This window comes from Marinobacterium lacunae, from assembly GCF_000705555.1.
Taxonomy (GTDB): Bacteria; Pseudomonadota; Gammaproteobacteria; order Pseudomonadales; family Balneatricaceae; genus Marinobacterium_D; species Marinobacterium_D lacunae.
In genome coordinates, this window is record NZ_JMQN01000004.1 from 1 (window position 1) to 20,244 (window position 20,244).

The following is a 20,244-nucleotide window of genomic DNA, read 5'->3' on the forward strand; positions in this document are numbered from 1 at the left end:
ATATCTTCGTGCTGATCTTCGGTCTGACCGGGATCAAGCTGTTCGCCCGCATCGTCGAGTGCCCGAAAGGGATCCTGATCCCGCTGATCTTCCTGCTGTCGATCGTCGGTGCCTATGCGATCAACAACTCGGTGGCGGATATCTGGTGGATGCTGGGCTTCGGTGTGCTGGGCTACTTCATGAAGCTGTACGGCTACCAGGTAGGGCCGGTGATCCTCGGCGTGATCCTGAGCCGACTGGTGGATGAGAACTGGCGTCGGGCGATCATCTCCGAGCGCGGGGATCTGGGCGAGTTCTTCGGCAACCTGTTCTCCAGCCCGCTCTCCATCGTGCTGTTCTCAGTTGTCGTCCTGGTGCTGTTATCGCAAACGCCCCTATCGAAGCTGCTCAAGCGGAAACATCACACCCTCTCCGACAAACAGAGTACCGGACATCCGGGCAATGCAAACGACTCTACAGCCTGAGGTGTTGAATACCATGATCAAACTGGGACTTATCGGTCGGTCAATCGCCAAATCAAGTTCGCCTGCCCTGCATGAACTACTGGGTGAGCTGAACGGGCTGCAGATCCACTATCAATTGCACGAGCCTCGCGACAGCAGCCCGTCAGCCTTCATCGATACACTCCAGCAGCTGAGAGACGAAGGCTATCGCGGCTGCAACGTAACCTACCCGTTCAAGCAGGTGGCACTCGCTCATGCAAGTATCACCCGAGCCGATGCACAACTCGTGGGCTCAACCAACACCCTGTTACTGAAAGATGGGGTGATGGCAGCCAACACCGACTATACGGGCTTTATACGCGGTTACCGCTCTCGCTTCGGTGAGACTCCGGCAGGCAAGGTGTTGCTGCTCGGCGCAGGAGGCGTCGGGCGCGCCGTGGCCTTTGGCCTGTTCGAAGTCGGCGCTACCGAGGTCATCGTATTCGATCTGAATGCAGACAATGCCCGGTCGCTGGCCGACGCGATCAACTCGGAGGGTTTTACCGCCAGCGTGGCCACAGCCGATTCCCTGGCCGACGCAGCCCGGTCTACACAGGGCCTTGTTAACTGCACGCCGGTCGGCCACTACAAAACCCCGGGCATTCCCCTGCCCGCCAGTCTCTTCGGCGGTCAGGAATGGGCATTTGATGCCGTCTATACCCCGCTGGATACCGAGTTTCTAACCGAAGCACACCGTCACGGCCTTGCCCTGATGTCCGGATTTGATCTGTTCATCTATCAGGGTATCGACGCATTCGAAATCTTCACCGACGTGAAAGTCGATGCCGAAAAAGCGCTTGCGGCTTTCCAGCAGCAATACGCCCTTCATAGCAATTTGGAGTCTTTGCAAAGGTAAGTGAAGTTCACGGGACTGACGCTTTTCGTGTCCGCGCTCAGTCTCTAGCACCAGTGCCGAGAACACTGGTTTTCTGGCTGCCCAAGGGCAGCCTTTTTTTTGCGTCTGGATAGGCCTGCAATAGCGTGACGGTGCCGCGTTTCGACATAAAAAAACAGCCGCTCGGCATAATCCGTAAGCGGCTGTTTTCTTAAGAATTCTGGTAGGACTAACTGGACTCGAACCAGCGACCCCCACCATGTCAAGGTGGTGCTCTAACCAACTGAGCTATAGTCCTAAATGCTTGAGCAAGTCGCCCTGCCTTCAAACGTGGTGCGTATTATATAGATGCCGGACGCTTTAGCAAGCCCCGGCTATAATATTTTTTCAGATTTTTTCTATTCGTTTTCAAGGTCTTAGATCATTTTTTGATCATGCAGAACCGGCGAGGACTGTCAGCCCATTCCGTGCCCGATCAAATAGTTGCGCCGCGTCCAGATTGGTCAGCGGTCGGCTGAGCAGGTAGCCCTGAATCAAGTCACAGCCGGCGTTTTGCAGGAACCTCAGCTGAGAGGCATCATCCACACCTTCGGCCACCACACGCATTTGCAGGCTGCGCGCAAGCGCCAGCATGGCGTTGATAATCTCTTCATCACTGCGGTTCTTGCCGATCCCGACGACAAAACTGCGGTCGATCTTCAGATAATCGGCCTGCAGCTCTTTCAGGTAGCTCAACGACGAGTAGCCGGTACCAAAGTCATCGATGGATACACACACACCGGCTGCTTCAAGCGCCGCCAGATTACTTTTAACCAGTGGCGCCTTGCTCATCAGTGTTGTTTCGGTAATTTCAACAACGATACGGTCGGTGCTTATGTGGTAACGGGCCAGCAGGTGCAGCAGGCGCCCGGCGATGTCGTCCCGCGCAAGCTGCACGGCAGACACGTTCACACTCAGGTAGCCCACTTCCAGCCCTTCAGCATCCCAGGTAGCCAGCTGACTGATCACCTCTTCCATCTGCCAGGCCCCAAGCTGGACGATCATGCCGCTCTCTTCGGCAACCGGAACAAACTCGGCAGGCGATATCCATTCACCCGCTTCATTCTGCCAGCGCAACAGCACTTCAAGGCCCAACGGCCTTAACGTATTGGCATCGAAAATGGGCTGGTAGCGCATCGACAGCTCACCTTCACCCGACATCGCAACTCTCAACCCTTGCTCGAGATCGACACGACGACGCATCAGATAATCCATCTTCACGTCGAAGAAGCGGTAGAGATTGCGCCCATCATGCTTGGCCTTGTACATCGCCAGGTCAGCCTGACGCAGCAGCGTTGCGGGTTCCGCTTCGCCGCTGGTGCCGATGGCGACACCAATACTGGCGGAAAGCTGGAAGCGCGTACCCTTCAGCTCGACTGGCTGCGCCAGCACCTTGATCAGACGCGCCGCCAACTCTTCCAGCCAGGACTTATCGACATTTTCGGTCACCAGCATCGCAAACTCGTCACCGCCGAGACGTGCAAGGCAGATATCGTCGCTCACGGCATTGGTCAGGCGACGCACCGTAATCACCAACAACTCATCACCCATTCCGTGGCCGAGAGTGTCGTTGACCGTTTTAAAGTTGTCGAGATCGATATACAGCAGACCGATATCCCGCTGGTCCGGCAGTTGCAACGCCTCGCCGAGTTTCTCGGTAAGGCGGCGCCGGTTGGGGAGTTCTGTCAACTGATCGTGGAACGCAAGGAATAGCGCCCGCTGTTCAGCCTCCCGTCGTGCCGTAACATCTTCATGCACCGCCACGAAATGGTCGATTTCAAGATTATCACTGCGTATCGGTGTAATAGTCTGGTCGACAATCAGCCGGCCGCCTGCACGGGTGCGGTTAACCACTTCACCGCGCCATACTCGACCACTGGATATGGTATTCCACAACTCGTGAAAGAACGCTTTGGGATGTTCACCCGAGTTGAGAATTGCTGGCGTTCGGCCGACCACCTGCTCGGGCTCATATCCTGTCAGCTGAGTGAACGCACGGTTGACCCACTGCACTACCCCTTCGCGGTCCGTGATGATCACAGCATTCGCCGTGGTACTGATGGCAGTGCCCAACAGCTGCAACCGATCAGCCATCTGCTGCTCGCGCTTGAACTGACGCACCATAAATCCGGTTGCAACGAATATCATCGCGACGATTCCGGTGACAAGCCAACGCAATTTGGACATCAGTTGCCGCCAGTACGTGAGGCCTTCCGTCAGGTCATATTTCAGTGTCAGCACGACAGGATAAAGCGAGGTGGCCCGATAGTTCACCAGATACTCGCGCCCGTTACCCTCAACTTCGAAGCTGCCCCACTCTCTCTCGGCAAGGCGCGATCGAAAAGGCTCCTGATCCCCGAGACTATATCCAGGCAATACACCTTCTGCGGGTTCCGCCACCATCAGCCGCCCGTCGTAGCTCATCAGTTGAAGGCTCAACGGCAGCTGTTCGATCAACGGCCTGAACTGGGCACGCACCGCATCCGGATTCCAGACTGCGACGATCCAGGCCACCAGATTACCTGCCCCCTTGAACAAGGGCATGCAGATTGGCAATTGATAAACGCCCGCCGGGGCAAGGGTTTCAGTCAGGGAGCGGCCAGCAAGCGCACGACCAAACAGCATCGGCAGATGGGTATCCCCTTCAGCAAGACAGCTCAGCCCTGGGGCTGTCTTGCCGATAGCCCCCTCCTGGGAGCTGCCGAGTACCAATCCTTCGGGGGACACAACTGCAAGCTCGCGCAACTGAGGACTCATCTCGATCAGCGCTGAGAGGCGCCGCTGCAACTCATCCGGCACAAAAAACAGGTCTTCAGTGTATTCAAGCTGAGAACGAAGACTGTTGAGGCGTCCCTGAACATCCTGAATGCTGCGCACCAGGCCACTTTCGAGTGTGTGCGCCAACACCACCGATTCGGATGCGATACTAACCCGAGCGCGTGACTCACCTATCGCCTGAAATACGAAATAAATCGCAATAAAACAGGCGCAGAGCACGACTCCGATCAAAGGAACGACAAAAATACGATTCCAGATCAATGGCAGGAAACCCCAAACTGCATATAGTCGGCATGATATACGTTATTGTGGAAGGAGCGCACCATGAGCCTACGGCCTATTGCTTCAGGTCAGACTTTTTTAACCCTTTTTTTATTTCTGTTTGCCTTCGCCCTACCGACTGTAAGCCTGGCGGACGATCGGCTGCAAAGAATAGAGGCAGACAACAACCTGAGAGTCTGCATCTGGCCTGAGTATTTCTCGATCAGTGCCCGCCACCCCAAAACCGGTGAGCTTGAAGGCATTGATATCGAACTGGCCAGCGCCTTTGCCCAAGATCTGAATGTGAAGCTTACTTTTGTCGAAACCCACTTCGGGCGATTCATGGACGACATCGAACAGGACAAGTGCGATATCGGCATGTTCTCCATTGCGATCACACCCAGTCGCGCTCAGCGTATCGACTACAGCAAGCCCTATCTGGCGAGCCACATGTATGGTGTTACGACCAAGACCCACCCAAGCCTCAGGGCCTGGGACGATATTGATCAGCCCGGTGGAGTGGTTTGTGTGCAGGAAGGTACGTACATGGAAACCTACATGCGGGAAAACCTGAAACAGGCCAAAGTACTGACGGTCCGCGATCCGCGTGAACGGGAGGAGTCGGTGCTGTCCGGACGTGCCGACATTTTCATTACCGACTATCCATACTCGCGCAAAGTTCTGCGTTTTTACGACTGGGCCAAGCTTATCGAACCGGCTGACATTGCCTCACCGCGCCCATTCAAATACGCCTATGCCGTCGCGAAAGATCAGCCCGACTGGCTGGCACGGGTCAACCAGTTTGTCGACCAGATCAAACAGGATGGTCGCCTGAAAGAGGCCGCCGGCCATTTTGACCTGCTACCGGCCGTTGTCGGCGATCAGGACATCTGAACCAGATTGTGCTCGATTGCGTAGCGCACAAGACCTGCCGCCGTCTGAATATTAAGTTTCGATTTAATGTTCTGGCGGTGGGTTTCAACCGTGCGTACCGAGATATCCAGCTCCCGTGCAATCTCCTTGTTGTTACGCCCCTCCGCCAGCAGCTTGAGCACCGTCAATTCCCGGCGGGTTAGTACGCCTGTGTCCTGAACAGGTGTCGCGGGTTCGTCAAAACGACTGAACAGGGTTTGAGATGCACCTGAGCTGAAATAGGTGCCGCCCTGATGCACAGTTTCAATCGCCTTGACCATCTCTTCTGACGACACATCTTTCAGAATATAGCCCGAGGCGCCTGACTGAATCAGCTGAAGGATATATTCGCGGTTGTCATGCATGCTGAGAATCAGGACACGCACATTGGGGCATTGCTCCCGCAGCGCACGAGTCGCCTCAAAGCCGTTCATTACCGGCATCGACACATCCATCAGCATGACGTCGGGCTCGAGCGCCTTGGCCTGTTCGAGCGCCCGCTGACCATTGCAGGCCTCGCCGACAACGCTAATACCGGCTTCCTCTTCCAAACGGGCACGGATGCCATCCAACACCAGCGGATGGTCATCAACCAATACTACCCTGATCGGTTCGCTGCTCATGTTCTCTCCTTACGCACGCACCGCTTTGACCGGCAGGCGTACACGAATGCGTGTTCCCTCGCCCACACCGGTATCCAGTCGATACTCGCCTCCGAGTAGTTCAACGCGCTCTCTCATATTGCGCAACCCTATGCCGAGCATATGCTGATTGGAAACTTGTTCAAACCCGCGACCGTTATCCTTCAGGTCCAGCCTCACTGCATTACGCATATGGTCGAGCCTCAGCACCAGTTCGCTGGCATCGGCATGCCGCTCAACATTGGTCAACGCTTCCTGAATCAGCCGGTAAAGCGTCATCTCGATATCCTCCGGCAAGCGTTTCTCAGGCAGCGAAATCTCTCGCTTGATGCGAACACCGGTGCGTTCCGAGAACTGTTCGAGCAGATTACCAAGTGCCGACTCAAGGCCCAGATCATCCAATATGCTCGGACGCAGGTCATGCGAGATGCGCCGCACCTCCTGAATCGCCTCATTGAGCACCTGGCGCCCAGTGCTGAGGTCATCGAGCCCTTTGCTGTCACCGGCTGACAAGCGGCGCTGCGCCAGTTCCATACGATAGAGCACCGATACCATCAGCTGGTTGATGCCGTCATGCAGTTCGCGGGAAAACCGCCGCCGCTCATTGACATGAAACAGGATTGAACGCTGAGCTAGAGCACGAAGCCGCACATCGGCCAGACGGCTTTCATGCAGGTTGATCGCAACGCCAAGCAACACGATGATCAATACCGTACCCAGTACGATAACACTGACCGTGAACGCGTTTTCACGAATGTTGCGATTCACCTCGCCACGAATTTTGTTGACCTCGCGGCTGATGTCGTCGATATAAAGGCCGGTTCCCATCATCCACCCCCACTCAGGTATGGTGACGACATAACTGATCTTCTCTTCGATCTCTTCCCGCGAAGGCTTCTGCCATAGATAACGCCGGTAACCGCCCCCCTCATGAGCTGCAGCCATCAGCTCGCGAATGACATAGACGCCATTTTTATCCTGTATATCCATCAGATTACGCCCTACCAACTCCGGCTGTATCGGATGCACCAGATTGACGCCATCGGCGTCGTAGGCAAAGAAGTAACCATCCTCTCCGAATGTCATGTCGTGCAGAATCCGCTTTACCTCGGCCTGCGCCTTGGCTCTATTCGTACCGGATTCGGCAATCACCCGACGTATCAGGGTCTGCGCGATATCAACATAGTGGCGCAGCTCCCGGCGCTTGGACTCCAGCAGGCTTTGCTCGAATATCTCGATCTCCTGCTCAGAGAGCAGACGTGCCCCCTTGCTGCCTACCCAGGTAGTAAAGGAGGTCACCAGCACCATAGGCAAAATCGCCAACAGCATTATTTTTATTTTGAGCGTCATGGCCTTAAGGGTCCTTTGCTACAAAAACAGAGAAGCCGGCTGTGGTTCCCCACACCCGGCTCTTCCCTGCCCATGGAAGGCTCTGTTTATACCAGCCCGTACCAGTGCGGCAACACCATAATCGAGATTACGATGAGTATCTGGATCAGAATGAATGGCATAACGCCTTTGTAAATGTCCAGCGTTGTAATCTCTCTCGGCGCCACACCTTTGAGATAGAAAAGAGAGAACCCGAAAGGAGGCGTCAGGAAGCTGGTCTGCAGGTTCATCGCGATCAGGATTGCAAACCACAGAGGCGCAATACCCAGCGCATCAGCCACCGGTGCCAGTATCGGCACGATAATGAAGGCGATTTCGACGAAGTCGATAAAGAAGCCAAGGATCAGGATCGCAATCATCGACAGAATCAGGAAGCCAGTTGCACCGCCAGGCAGATCCGTCAGCACCTCTTCAACGATGTAATCACCACCGGTATAGCTGAACGCCATCGAGAAAGCGGTCGCACCGAGCAGGATGGCAAATACCATCGCGGTAACTTTGACCGTTTCCATTGACGCTTCCATCATCATCTTGAAGCTGAACTGACGGTAGATGATCGCCAGAATGAGAGCACCAACACCACCCAGTGCAGCCGATTCGGTAGGCGTCGCGATACCGGCAAAGATTGAACCCAGCACCACGAGCACCAACGCCAGTGGCGGCACGATCGATGCGACAGCCTTGACGTAGAACTGACGGCGGTTAAGAGACTCATCGCGTGGGACGGTCGGCGCCATCTCAGGCTTGGCCCAGGCTATCACCAGAATGTAGATCAGGTATGCACCGACAAGCACCGCACCCGGGATCACCGCGGCCTTGAACAGATCACCAACGGGGATACCCAGAACATCACCGAGAATGATCAGAATGATGGACGGCGGGATGATCTGACCCAGAGTACCCGACGCACAGATGGTGCCGCAGGCCAGTCGCTTGTCGTAGTTGTACTTCATCATGACGGGCAGCGAGATAAGACCCATTGCCACTACAGACGCCCCCACTACGCCGGTTGATGCCGCAAGCAGCGCACCGACCAGAACCGTGGAAATTGCCAGCCCGCCACGTACGCCACCAAAGAGCTGCCCCATCGACTCCAGCAGCTGCTCTGCGAGACGGGTACGCTGAAGCACGATACCCATGAAAATGAAGAGCGGAACCGCCATCAGGGTCACGTTCTCCATGATGCTCTGAACGCGGAACGGCATGAAAGCGAAAATATCGGGACCTTCGGCGAACACGCCAAAGATCAGTGCCACACCGCCAAAGGTGTAGGCAACTGGAAAGCCGACCAGCAACATAAGCAGGGCGGCGAAAAACATGATAATACCGATCATTGTCTGATCCCTGCCTGTTTAGTGCTGAACGGGAGTGTAATCGTCATCCTGGTGATGTCCCGCCAGGATATTGATTGAACGCAGCGCCAAACCAATACCGCTGATGAAATTGAAGAACATCGCAAACGGGATAACGGATTTAATGATCCAGCGATACGGCAAACCACCGGGGTCGCCAGAGCCCTCTCCGAGCTGGAACGACTCTCGTGCGAAGTCAACACCGTACCAGGCAACCAGCAGGCAGAACGGCATCAGCAGCGCAAGGGTACAGATCAGATCGATCCAGGCCTTCTTGCGCAACGCAAGGCCGTCATAAATAACATCAACACGTACGTGGCCACCGGCACGCAGCGTGTAGGGAATGCCAAGCATGAACATGGCAGCAAACAGGTGCCACTCCATCTCCTGCATGCCTATCGATACCGCGTTAAACAGGTAACGGGAGACAACGTCATAAAAAACGTTGAACAGCATCAGCACGAAAAGAATGGCGGCGATCTTGCCGAGCAGATCGGAAAACCGATCGATCGTCTGTTCAAGACGTAACAAAAACATGGTGAACGACCTCATGGCCCGGGGGTGAGTTTCAACACAGAGAGGGAGCCACAGCACAGGCCGTGGCTCCCGCAGGGCAGAGTTTACTCTTCAGCCATGCTGTTGAGGTAGGCGCGTTCGCCAATATCGGTCCAAACACGGCTCTGCTTCAGGTAAGAAGCCTGAGAGTCGAGGATCTCTTTAGCCAGCGGATCGGCAGCAGCCGCTTCCGACAGCAGTTCGTCGTTTGCCTTTTTCAGGGCAGCGACAACTTCAGGCGGGAAGTCCTTCACCTGCACGTTTGGGAATTCGGTCTTCATGGTGACCCAGTTCTCGGCCGATACATGGTGAGAGTTGATGGTCATATCGTAGGCCGATACTTTCATCGCCGTCAGCAGGATCTGCTGCAGATCTTCCGGCAGGCTCTCGAACTTCTTCTTGTTGATCAGGAACTGAAGCTCGGTTGCCGGCTCATGCCAGCCTGTGTAGTAGAAAGGCGCGATCTTGTGGAAGCCCATACGCAGGTCCATAGACGGACCAACCCATTCCAGCGCGTCAATAGTGCCGCGCTCGAGGGAGGTGTACAGCTCGCCCGGGGCGATATTGGTCGGGCTTGCACCCAGCTTAGCCAGCACTTCACCGGCAAAGCCCGGAATACGCATTTTCAGGCCTTTGAGATCATCAACCGACGTGATCTCTTTACGGAACCAGCCACCCATCTGTACGCCGGTGTTGCCGCCGGGAACGGACATCAGGCCAAACGGCTCATAGACCTTCTGCATCAGCTCCATACCGCCGCCGTAGTAGAACCAGCCGTACTGCTCAGTTGCAGTCATGCCGAACGGCATGGTTGTGAAGTACAGAGTGTTGGGAACCTTGCCTTTCCAGTAGTAGGACGCGGAGTGCCCCATGTCGTACTGGCCGGCGCGGACCATATCAAACACGCCGAAGGCTGATTTGTGCTTGTTAGCGGTGTCGATTTCGATCTTCAGGCGACCATTGGACATTTTCTCTGCCAGGTCGGCCATCTCGCGAGCAGGCACACTGAAGGTACCGAAGTTGGTCGGCCAGGTTTCAGCCAGCTTCAGGCGGTAGGTTTTTTCAGCGGCGTGAGCCGGGGCAATCACAGCCGCAGCACAGGCTGCAGCTGCAATCAGCTTGCGAGCAAAAGTCAGTTTCAACATTGTTTTTATGTCCTTTCACTTTGGGGTTCACCGGAACAGCTTAGACGCTGTCCGAGCGATCTTCAGTTTCTCAGGGTTAATTGGCCAGACCTATTCGAAATTCCGCGCAATCGCACCCGTACAAATGCGCAAGCGATACGTATATCAACGCAATCCACACTACGTAGTTTTACGTAAGTGATACGTAAGGCAATAAAAAAGGGCGACTCCCGATGAAGTCGCCCTTCCTGTCGCTTAAGCGCTTTACGCCCTTAGCATTTAAAGCGGGAGATCATACCCTGCAACCCCTGCGCATGGCCCACGACATCGGAGGAGAAGCTTCCGATCTCACGACTGCGCTCGGACCCGCGTGATACGTTGTCCAACACCGCGTTCATGCTATGGGCTATCGACTGTGCCGTCGCGGCTATCTGCTCGATGCTGGCAGCCTGCTGCTGGTTACGGTCGCTAACCTCGCCGAACAGTGCGCGGATGTGGCTCATCTCCTGAATCGCCTCACCGCCCTGGCTGCGGCTTTGACTGACCTGATTCTGGCCATTCTCCATCGCACCCAATATCTGCTTCATCTGGACCTGCATGTTGGTGTTGATCTCATTGATGCTTGAAGTCGCTGACACAGTCTTCTCCGCCAGTGCCCGCACCTCATCAGCCACAACAGAGAACCCTCGACCGGCTTCGCCTGCGCGTGCAGCTTCGATCGCCGCATTCAACGCCAACAGGTTGGTCTGCTCGGCAAGACCATTGATCATCTCGGTGACGCCATCGACACGGCCGGACGCAGCGTTAAGGTCGTTAAGCTGCTCATGGATTCGCGAAAACAGATCCGAAATCTGCTCCAGAGATCCAAGCGCACCCGTAATGACCGCGCCGCCTTTTTCGGTTGCATCCTGAGCCTGATTTGATAGGCGATTGGTCTCTTCTGAGGCACTTGCCATCTCGAGCACGGTCTGACTGATCTCTTCGGCCGCCGCCGCGACCGAGCTGGTTTCGGATTCGGTCTGCTCACTCTCCGAAATCTGAACTTTGAGCGTCTGGCTCAGCTCAGACGACATGCGCTGCAGCTGCTCGCTACTACCTTTTACACCGTTTAGCACACCACCCAGCTGCTCTGTAAGGTTGTTCACCGCGACGCCCAGGCGGTCGAATTCATCCTGACGCCCTTCGCTCACAGCCAAACGCTGCTGAAGATCACCGGCCGCGATTTTCTCCAATGAATCCAACGTTGCGGTCAGAGCACGCGTGGACTTCCGCCAAGTTGTCATCAGAAGCAGAAACACTACCAGCGACACCGCAAGACCTGCTGCCAAGATGGTTGTGCGAGCAGTAGTGCTCGCCTGATTGGCATCGTTTCTCGCAGTCGCCAACTGTCCGAGCACCATATCCAGATCGGTCGACACCTCTTCATTCAGTTCAACCAGATACTGTTCTGCTTCAGCAGCAGCCTTATTCTGGCGCTCCAGCAAGTCGATCAGCTTATCCATCTCGGTTTCGATTTCAGTCAGCGGCTTGTCGAAGGTTTCGAGGAAGTCGAGCTCGACAAGGCTGGTTCTGAGTCCGGCGGCGGCCTCTTTATAAGCGGCGAAGCTCTCCGGAGTACGCTGCTCTAACACCTGAGATACGCTATCTTTCAACACTCGGAACGGCTGGCGCATAAACGAGAAGAGTGTCCGTTCGAAAGCATCCATTTTCTCGTTGACCGCTGCACGCTGCCCCTGATCATTGGCGCGCCCGATTGAATCGGAGGTTTCCAACAACCGCTTTTTCACATCGATCCAGCTGCCCAACGTATCTTGCAGCTCAGCAGCTTGCTCCATCCCCTGATCACTCAGACCACTCAGCACGGAGGCCTTCTCTTCCTGCAGCGTCACCAAAACCTCTTTGGCCCGCGCCCCATCAAGACGTGAGACATTGGATACATCTGACTTGATATTACTCAAATCGATAACCCAACGACCCAGAAGGTCGACCTGCTCAGCTGCCGCCGATTGTTTACTGAGGGAGGATATTGACAGGGTAACAAGCGCTGCAAATCCAAGAATGGTCAGGATGACCACGAGTAACAGGTTCTGTTTAAACCCGAGCTTCAGATAGGACATGGATGTTCCTTTGTAACACTTTATAATAATCGCCCCACCTCTTGGCGGGATCTTATGTGAACAGCACCCAAGCCCTCTCTGTGGCTCCCCCAAAAGTCCTGTCCGCATTTTGCGACTTTAGTCGCAACGCCTTACGTTTTATCACATTAGCCGCGCAAAACAAGCCTGAAGTCAGCTTTAGGATATCGATGCGTGCTTGATCCGTTCCAGCTCATCGCGCAGCTGCGCCGCCTTTTCGAACTCCAGATTGCGTGCCGCTTCATACATTTGATCCTCAAGCCGGTTGATGGCACGCGCCAGCTCTTCCGTACTCATGCTGCTTTCATCGACACGAAAGTTGGCTGCTGGCTCAACCGTCTTCCTTCCGCCCCGACTACTCTTACGACCGGGGATATTGGCACCTTCCATAATGTCGGCAACGGATTTGACGATACCTCGCGGGGTAATGCCATGCGCCTCGTTAAACGCCTTCTGCGTCTCACGACGCCGCTGCGTTTCGCCAATAGCCCGCTCCATGGACCCGGTCATACGATCAGCGTATAGAATGGCGCGACCGTTAACGTTTCGTGCCGCGCGCCCGATGGTCTGGATCATCGACGTCTCGGATCGCAGGAAACCTTCCTTGTCAGCATCCAGAATGGCGACCAGCGCCACCTCCGGCATATCAATACCTTCACGCAGCAGGTTGATGCCGACCAGCACATCGAATTCACCGATACGCAGATCACGAATGATCTCAACTCGCTCGACTGTATCGATGTCGGAGTGCAGATAGCGCACCCTTACGCCATGCTCAGCCAGAAACTCGGTCAGATCCTCGGCCATGCGCTTGGTCAGCACCGTGACCACTACGCGTTCGTTTCGAGCGGCCACCTGACGTATTTCAGACAACAGATCATCCACCTGAGTCGTGGCCGGGCGCACCTCGACAACCGGATCGATAAGCCCCGTGGGCCGCACGAGCTGTTCGACCACTTGTTCGGCATGCTCCGCCTCATACTTGCTCGGGGTCGCCGACACGAAAATCATCTGTGGTGCGAGCCGCTCCCACTCTTCAAACTTCAAAGGCCGGTTGTCCAGCGCCGATGGCAAACGAAAGCCGTACTCGACAAGGGTTTCCTTGCGTGAGCGGTCGCCACGATACATGGCACCCAACTGCGGGATAGTGACATGGGATTCGTCGATGATGACAAGCGCGTTGTCCGGCAGATACTCGAACAAGGTCGGCGGCGGCTGCCCTGGACCTCTGCCGGAGAGGTAACGCGAGTAGTTTTCAATACCGGAGCAGTATCCCAACTCCATGATCATCTCGATATCATAGAGGGTGCGTTGCTCCAGCCTCTGGGCCTCAACCAGTTTATTATTGTCACGCATCTGCTTGAGACGTTCACGCAGTTCCTCTTTGATGTGCTCCACCGCCTCGAGCAGCACCTCCCGTGGCGTCACGTAGTGCGTTTTGGGGTAGATCGTCGCACGTGGCACCTTGCGCAGCACTTCACCGGTTAGCGGATCAAAATAGCTGATCTGCTCGACCTCAGAGTCAAACAGCTCTATGCGCACCGCCTCCATCTCCGATTCTGCAGGAAACACATCAATTACATCCCCGCGCACCCGGTAGGTACCGCGATGTAGCTCGATATCGTTTCGGGTGTATTGCAGTTCGGCCAAACGCCTCAACAGCGCCCGCTGATCGATCACGTCCCCGCGGTCAAGGTGAAGCATCATGGACAAGTAGGATTTGGGATCACCCAGACCGTAAATCGAAGACACCGTCGCGACGATGATTGCATCGTCCCGCTCCATTAGCGCTTTGGTGGCCGACAACCGCATCTGTTCGATGTGATCGTTTATCGAGGCGTCTTTCTCAATAAAGGTATCCGACGAAGGGACGTACGCTTCTGGCTGGTAATAGTCATAGTAGGAAACGAAGTACTCGACAGAGTTATCGGGGAAAAACTCGCGAAATTCGCCGTAGAGCTGCGCGGCCAACGTTTTATTGTGCGCGAGGATAATCGTCGGGCGCTGCACGGAGGCAATCACATGCGCCATGGTGAAAGTCTTACCCGAGCCGGTCACACCCAAAAGCGTCTGCGCCGCCAACCCCGATTCGAGCCCCTCAACGAGCTGAGCGATCGCCTTGGGCTGATCCCCGGCCGGCTCAAACGAAGAACTTACCTTGAATCTCTCTTTCATCCTTCTATCCTGCAGTGAAGCGAACCGGTGAGTATAACGCGCTTGGGATCGCCAAATCATGTCCAAATGAACGGCAGGCCAGATCAATATCACCACAGCGCCAAGGGATTTCTTATCGGCAACTTAATTCACTAAAGTCGCCGCCCGGACAGTTTTTTACCCTTTCAGGGATTTAGAGTAGACCCCGAATCCTGTATGCTCATCGAGTTAGACTTCACGACGTTTTTCGGGCACTGATAGCAAGAGGAACCTAGGCTTGGACGTGCAACTCTCCAACCGTGTAAACAGCATCAAACCCTCGCCGACACTGGCGGTCACCAACCGTGCCGCTGAACTGCGCGCAGCAGGGCAAAACATCATCGGCCTTGGCGCCGGCGAACCGGACTTCGATACTCCGGCCCACATTAAACAGGCCGCCATCGACGCCATTAACAACGGTTTCACCAAATACACGGCCGTTGACGGTACCCCCGCGCTGAAAAAAGCGATTATTGCCAAGTTCGAGCGCGATAACGGCCTGAAATATGAAGCCAACCAGATTCTCGTATCCTGCGGCGGCAAACAGAGCTTTTTCAACTTGTCTCTGGCTCTGCTCAATGCAGGTGACGAAGTCGTCATCCCGGCTCCGTACTGGGTTTCCTACCCCGACATGGTGTTGGTAGCCGACGGCAAGCCGGTGATCATTACGACCACCCAGGAACAGCGTTTCAAGATCACGCCGGAACAGCTCGATACGGCAATAACCCCGCGTACTCGACTGGTTGTTCTCAACAGCCCGTCAAACCCTACCGGCGTTGCCTACACACTCGAAGAGCTGGCCGCTCTCGGCGAGGTGCTGCGTAAGTACCCGGATGTGCTGATTGCGACAGACGATATGTATGAACACATCCTGTTTACCGACAAGCCGTTCTGTAACATTTTGAACGCCTGCCCTGACCTGTACCCGCGTACCATCGTGCTCAACGGCGTATCCAAAGCCTACTCCATGACCGGATGGCGTATCGGTTACGCAGCCGGGCCTGCGAAGCTGATTGGCGCGATGAAAAAGATTCAGTCTCAGAGCACGTCCAACCCGACGTCGATCTCTCAGATTGCATCTCAGGCAGCGCTCGAAGGCGATCAGGAGTGCGTCAAGGAGATGGTGAAAGCGTTCAAGGAGCGTCACGACTTCGTAGTTGCGGCACTGAACGAGATTGAAGGCGTCGAGTGCATTCCAGCGGACGGCACATTCTACGCGTTCCCGAGCTTCCAGAGCGTTATCGATTCACGCCCTGAGTTCGCCGACGACATCGCACTGGCCGAATACCTGCTGACCGAAGCAGGCGTTGCAATGGTTCCCGGCTCCGCATTCGGTGCACCGGGCAACATGCGCCTGTCATTTGCAACCAGCATGGATGTGCTCAAAGACGCGATAGCACGTATCGCGAAGGCACTCAACAGCTGATGACCGAGCGGCAGGAGACACCTCCTGCCGCTCTCTTCCTGCTACGGAGGCCCGGTGTTGAAAACCCGCATCATCACCGAGATTTTCAAACACTCTTCACACCCCATCGCCCTCTTCAGAGACAACTCCGCCGAGTGGCACAACACCCGCTTTGCCGAACTACCCGAAAGCATGCGCGCTGCCCTAGCCAAATGGGCAGAAACGGCCGACGGCCCGCAAATGTTCGGGAACTACCTTTTCGAGCCCCTTGCTGCCGAACAGCACCAGCTGATCATCGGCACTGATGCCATGCGCAGCGATGGGGAGAGGCAATTGGTCAGATCGCTGTTACCAGCCCTTGCTCAAGGAGGAGACCCCTGGCTGACCTCTGCAACCGTGTTAGGCCCCCTACTTGACTGGCCACACTGCGCAGCGCTCAAGCATAAAACCGCCAATTCAGATGACCTGCTCGGACACTGGCACTCAGGCGACCTCCAGCCACCCCGGCAGATCCCACTTGAGAACAGCGTACTGGCAGCGCTCTACCAGGCCGGCAACGAAGCACTGACGCTAATCCGCCCCGCCGAGCAATACCCTAACGATCCACTTCTTGAGCACGACGGCTCTGCTCTGGCGATGTTGCAGCGCGTCGACCACAACAGCGGTCAGGCCGCTGGCACCCTATGCGTTTGGGGCTTTGATGGCAAACAGGATCTTGTACTGACCGGCAGACTCCTGTCATTGTGCGCCGACCTGATCGCCAGCCACCTGGCAGTGAATGGACGAGAGCCTAGCGGCGATCTTCCGAACCTGGACACGTTTCCCATCGACGAGCTGACCGCCCTACCCGGTCGCGATGCGTTTGACTCGACACTAGTCGCCTTCGAAGAGCACTATCGCCATTATCAGCAAAACTGCGAAATGGCGATGCTGGATATCAATGGCCTTTCCTCTATCAACCAGAGTGCCGGAATCGAGTTCGGAGACTCTGTACTGCGCGACTTCGCCCAGAAGCTGCGCCACATCTGCCGCCCGGAAGACAGAGTTTTTCGTTTCGGAGGCGACGAATTTGTCGTATTAATGCCGTATCGTCAGGAACCTCCCCCGCTCAGGGAGCGACTAATACAGATTGAAGCCGAGATGCGCGAACACGCAGGACTCAAAGAGTTTAGCGCAAGCGCAGGCGTGGCGAGCCTGTCGGAAACCAACGGCAGCAGTGACGACCTCATGCTGCTGAGCGATCGCAGGCTCCGCCAAGCCAAGCTCGCCCGTAACCAGAACAAGGGACTATAGAATGCGCAACAAAGCCGTAACCGGTTCAAGGAGATGGATACTGACCACCGCGCTAATGGCCACGCTGGGCTCATCCCAGTCGTACGCTGGAGCGTTGCACGATCTGTATCTTCGCGCACTGGCAAATGACCCTCAGCTGAAAGCTGCAGAAGCCACCTACAATGCAGACAGAGAAGCGCTGCCACAGTCTCGCGCTGCACTGCTTCCCCAGGTCGGCCTGAGTGCCGATACAACCCGCTCCGACACGCGAAACTTCGATGGCAACAGCCACGGCTATACACTGGCGCTGAGCCAGCCCGTCTTCGATGCCAGCAGCTGGTTCAATTTCCGTCGCGGGCAGGTGCTGGATGAAAAGGCACAGACTGAATTTGCGTTGGCGCAGCAGTCGCTGATTCAGCGCACGGTTGATGTTTACCTTGCCGTCCTTCGCGCTCAGAGCGCCTTAGATCTCGCCCAAGCTAAAGAGCGAGCCCTAAAGCGACGGCTTGATCAGGTCAACGCGCAGTTCGATGTTGGCTTGATCGCCATCACCGATGTCCTGGATGCACAGGCCTCCTATGACGAAGCTGCGGTGCAGCTGATCGATTCACAGGGCGCTCTTCGCAACAGTCTGGAAGCGGTAGAGCGCCTCGGGGGCGGCGAAGCTGGCACCATCGCCCCCCTTAAAAGCGAATACCCGATCCAATCGGTGACGCCCAACTCACCCGACTCATGGCTGGATCGCGCACTGCAGGACAACCTGACATACCGTATTAGCCAGTATGATCAGGAAGCCAGTCGTCGCTCACTTCAGGCAGCAAGAGCCGAGCGTCTACCGACTCTTTCACTGGAGATGCAAAACGGAGAGTCCACACAGCGGGGAGACTGGAGCGATAGCAATAGCATCGCGCTGTCGCTGTCTATGCCGCTGTATACCGGCGGGTCACTCAGCTCGGGTGTCAGCGAAGCTAACCTGCGCAATCAGGCCGCACTCTACAATCAGGAAGATCAGCGCCGCGGTCTGATTGAACAAACGCGTTCTCTGCTACGGGATCTGAACACGAGCGTCGAGAGCGTCAAGGCCAGAGCCCAGAGCATCAAATCAAGGGAAACAGCCCTACAGGCAACGGAAGAAGGCTTTTCGGTGGGTACACGTAACGTAGTCGACGTACTCGATGCCGAGAACGCGCTATATCAGGCCAAGCTCAACTACGCAAATGCGCGTTACGATCACGTCAGCACCCTGTTCCAATTCAAACAGGTGGTCGGCAGCCTGAGCCCCGAAGACATCATCGCCTTGGACAGTTGGCTCGAACCCTGACCAACACACGCCAATCAGTGAACTGTCGGATTGTCCTCATCGGCTTCCGACAGTATGGGCTGCCCCTCACTGTCATGTCCGATAGCGCCCGATTCCAGCGCCCTTTCCAGCAACTGCTGAACCAACATTTCAGCCAGATGGGCGCTGACTATAATCCCCGCAGGCGGGTCGCCATCGAACAGCTCTTCATCAACCAGATCATCAGCTCTGAGCCCCAGTAACAGCGGGTTCTCCTGTAATAGCGGCGCCAAATCATCCAGCGTGAATATCGAGTGATCGGAGGACACCATCAGCGCCAGCTGGTAGGCGTCATGTGGCCCCTCACCCAAGCGCTCCAGATAGGCCTGCTCGGCCACATGAAACATTTCACTAAGACGGCTGCGGCCTCGCGCTGGGGTAAAATCGCCAGCATCGGAGTAGTCGACCCCCGTTACAGACGGCACCGAATCCAGCTCATGCGCATCGACCAGCACACGTCCATCAGAGTCAACATCGAGCCACTCACGATTAACTGCAACGGCCAGCAACCCTTCCAACGCCGCCGCCACAATATTGCTGGTCACAATGGCGCCAACGCAGGGGTTGGCACGTTCTCGATCATCGTCGATTAGGTCACTTGCCCGGGCAGAAAGCAGTTTTGGATCTTCAGCGATCAGCTCGGCCAAATCAGGGCCCGAGAGCCAAAGCCTTGTATTGCAGACACGGTGTGCGGTCAGGTAGGGCTCAGTCGCGCCATGATCCAGCATCGTCTGCACATATTCCTTGCGCACTTGATCGAGAAGATCAGCCAAACGACGACTCATATCGGGCACCCCCAAAGCAGGCGAAATCAGCTTTAATACTAACCGCCATCACGGTGATTGCACATCTTCGCGACTGCAAAAAATGTTACAACCACCCCAACAGGATCAGTGAATGGTAATTCCGACGGGTTCGACACTCTCTTTCATGCCATCAAACGCATGACGCAGATTGGAGAGTGGAATCAGGCCGTAATCGACGGGATCGGTCGGCAGCTCGTACCAGTCAAGCGACCAGACGCGCGTCATAAGCTCGTACTCACCGATAAGAGCATCGAGCAGGATCATGGCAGCCTCTACGCGAGGATCCATTTCGAGAATTTTGGGCGCATCGACCATGTAGATCGCCAACTGCAACTTGCCCTTAAGCTCCCTGAGCGAACACCAGAACTCGTCGATTTCACACAGCTCGTCGCCCAGATTAACAAATGCCGGCACCGGGTCGTAGCGCTCGTTAAAGGCCCGAAAGCTGATGCCGGTTAGCTCGGGCGCTGCACCCACCACACTGAGTACCGCATGAATGGACTCAGGATACCCATCGCAACCAAACACCATTTCCACCGGCCCACCGTCGGACTCACGCTCGAAGTGAAAGGTCAGGTTACGGTCAATCTTCTGCAATGAAAGGCGGTACGCCGCCAGCAATGAATCCGCTTCGAACTGCGTATCACCCTGGCTGGCGAGCAGCTGATCGAGCGTGCGCTCGACCTGCTGCCAGAAATCTTCGATCTGCTTGAGGCTATAATTCAT

General features: G+C 55.7%; 16 protein-coding genes and 1 tRNA gene. 6 read left to right on the forward strand and 11 right to left on the reverse strand.

The window, feature by feature from the left end:
- Together ADIMK_RS00025 and ADIMK_RS00030 are read left to right on the forward strand one after the other, a co-directional pair.
- On the forward strand, positions 1-464 hold a 464-nt coding region (locus ADIMK_RS00025; RefSeq protein WP_036182176.1), incomplete at its 5' end, for a tripartite tricarboxylate transporter permease.
- The gene (locus ADIMK_RS00030) at positions 442-1,338 is read left to right on the forward strand and encodes a shikimate dehydrogenase family protein (RefSeq protein ID WP_231516963.1); all 897 of its coding nucleotides are present in this window, start codon (positions 442-444) and stop codon (positions 1,336-1,338) included. The genes ADIMK_RS00025 and ADIMK_RS00030, both read left to right, overlap by 23 nt.
- Positions 1,339-1,538: 200 nt before the next feature.
- Here ADIMK_RS00030 and ADIMK_RS00035 read toward each other — a convergent pair.
- A tRNA-Val gene (locus tag ADIMK_RS00035) sits at positions 1,539-1,615 on the reverse strand.
- A gap of 134 nt (positions 1,616-1,749) precedes the next feature.
- Positions 1,750-4,395 carry a bifunctional diguanylate cyclase/phosphodiesterase gene (locus ADIMK_RS21115; RefSeq protein WP_156042705.1) on the reverse strand — a complete coding sequence of 882 codons (2,646 nt, stop codon included), beginning with the start codon at positions 4,393-4,395 and terminating at the stop codon, positions 1,750-1,752.
- 63 nt (positions 4,396-4,458) lie between these two features.
- On the opposite strand from ADIMK_RS21115, the gene ADIMK_RS00045 reads away from it, so the two are divergent.
- The gene (locus tag ADIMK_RS00045) at positions 4,459-5,289 is read left to right on the forward strand and encodes an ABC transporter substrate-binding protein (RefSeq protein ID WP_081849602.1); all 831 of its coding nucleotides are present in this window, start codon (positions 4,459-4,461) and stop codon (positions 5,287-5,289) included.
- Here ADIMK_RS00045 and ADIMK_RS00050 read toward each other — a convergent pair.
- The 7 genes from ADIMK_RS00050 to uvrB form a co-directional block, all read right to left on the reverse strand.
- Positions 5,277-5,930 (reverse strand): response regulator transcription factor, encoded by a 654-nt coding sequence (locus ADIMK_RS00050; RefSeq protein ID WP_036182181.1) that lies wholly within the window; start codon positions 5,928-5,930, stop codon positions 5,277-5,279. The two genes, ADIMK_RS00045 and ADIMK_RS00050, sit on opposite strands and share 13 nt — an antisense overlap.
- 9 nt (positions 5,931-5,939) lie before the next feature.
- On the reverse strand, positions 5,940-7,298 hold the full coding sequence (locus tag ADIMK_RS00055) for a cache domain-containing protein (protein ID WP_036182184.1): 1,359 nt from the start codon (positions 7,296-7,298) through the stop codon (positions 5,940-5,942).
- 86 nt (positions 7,299-7,384) lie between these two features.
- A complete protein-coding gene (locus ADIMK_RS00060; protein WP_036182186.1) occupies positions 7,385-8,671 on the reverse strand; it encodes a TRAP transporter large permease in 1,287 nt (428 codons plus the stop codon).
- A gap of 18 nt (positions 8,672-8,689) precedes the next feature.
- Complete coding sequence (locus ADIMK_RS00065) at positions 8,690-9,226, reverse strand: TRAP transporter small permease subunit (protein WP_197027435.1); 537 nt, start codon at positions 9,224-9,226, stop codon at positions 8,690-8,692.
- Positions 9,227-9,309: 83 nt separating this feature from the next.
- The gene (locus tag ADIMK_RS00070; RefSeq protein ID WP_036182189.1) at positions 9,310-10,389 is read right to left on the reverse strand and encodes a TRAP transporter substrate-binding protein; all 1,080 of its coding nucleotides are present in this window, start codon (positions 10,387-10,389) and stop codon (positions 9,310-9,312) included.
- A gap of 251 nt (positions 10,390-10,640) precedes the next feature.
- Positions 10,641-12,485, reverse strand: a complete 1,845-nt coding sequence (locus tag ADIMK_RS00075; protein ID WP_036182192.1) for a methyl-accepting chemotaxis protein — start codon at positions 12,483-12,485, stop codon at positions 10,641-10,643.
- 177 nt (positions 12,486-12,662) lie between these two features.
- Positions 12,663-14,678 carry an excinuclease ABC subunit UvrB gene (gene uvrB / locus ADIMK_RS00080; protein WP_036182195.1) on the reverse strand — a complete coding sequence of 672 codons (2,016 nt, stop codon included), beginning with the start codon at positions 14,676-14,678 and terminating at the stop codon, positions 12,663-12,665.
- A gap of 256 nt (positions 14,679-14,934) precedes the next feature.
- Between uvrB and ADIMK_RS00085 the strand changes: the two genes are divergently transcribed.
- Genes ADIMK_RS00085 through ADIMK_RS00095 form a run of 3 tightly spaced genes read left to right on the forward strand, consistent with a single transcriptional unit; the run spans position 14,935 to position 18,694 of the window.
- Entirely contained in the window at positions 14,935-16,122 is a 1,188-nt protein-coding gene (locus tag ADIMK_RS00085) for a pyridoxal phosphate-dependent aminotransferase (RefSeq protein ID WP_036182198.1), read from the forward strand.
- 54 nt (positions 16,123-16,176) lie between these two features.
- Positions 16,177-17,394 (forward strand): GGDEF domain-containing protein, encoded by a 1,218-nt coding sequence (locus ADIMK_RS00090; RefSeq protein WP_036182201.1) that lies wholly within the window; start codon positions 16,177-16,179, stop codon positions 17,392-17,394.
- Between the two features lies 1 nt (position 17,395).
- On the forward strand, positions 17,396-18,694 hold the full coding sequence (locus ADIMK_RS00095; RefSeq protein WP_036182204.1) for a TolC family outer membrane protein: 1,299 nt from the start codon (positions 17,396-17,398) through the stop codon (positions 18,692-18,694).
- A gap of 14 nt (positions 18,695-18,708) precedes the next feature.
- Here ADIMK_RS00095 and ADIMK_RS00100 read toward each other — a convergent pair whose 3' ends face one another.
- Both ADIMK_RS00100 and ADIMK_RS00105 read right to left on the reverse strand, forming a co-directional pair.
- Complete coding sequence (locus ADIMK_RS00100; protein ID WP_036182206.1) at positions 18,709-19,497, reverse strand: hypothetical protein; 789 nt, start codon at positions 19,495-19,497, stop codon at positions 18,709-18,711.
- A gap of 105 nt (positions 19,498-19,602) precedes the next feature.
- A complete protein-coding gene (locus tag ADIMK_RS00105) occupies positions 19,603-20,244 on the reverse strand; it encodes a hypothetical protein (RefSeq protein WP_036182207.1) in 642 nt (213 codons plus the stop codon).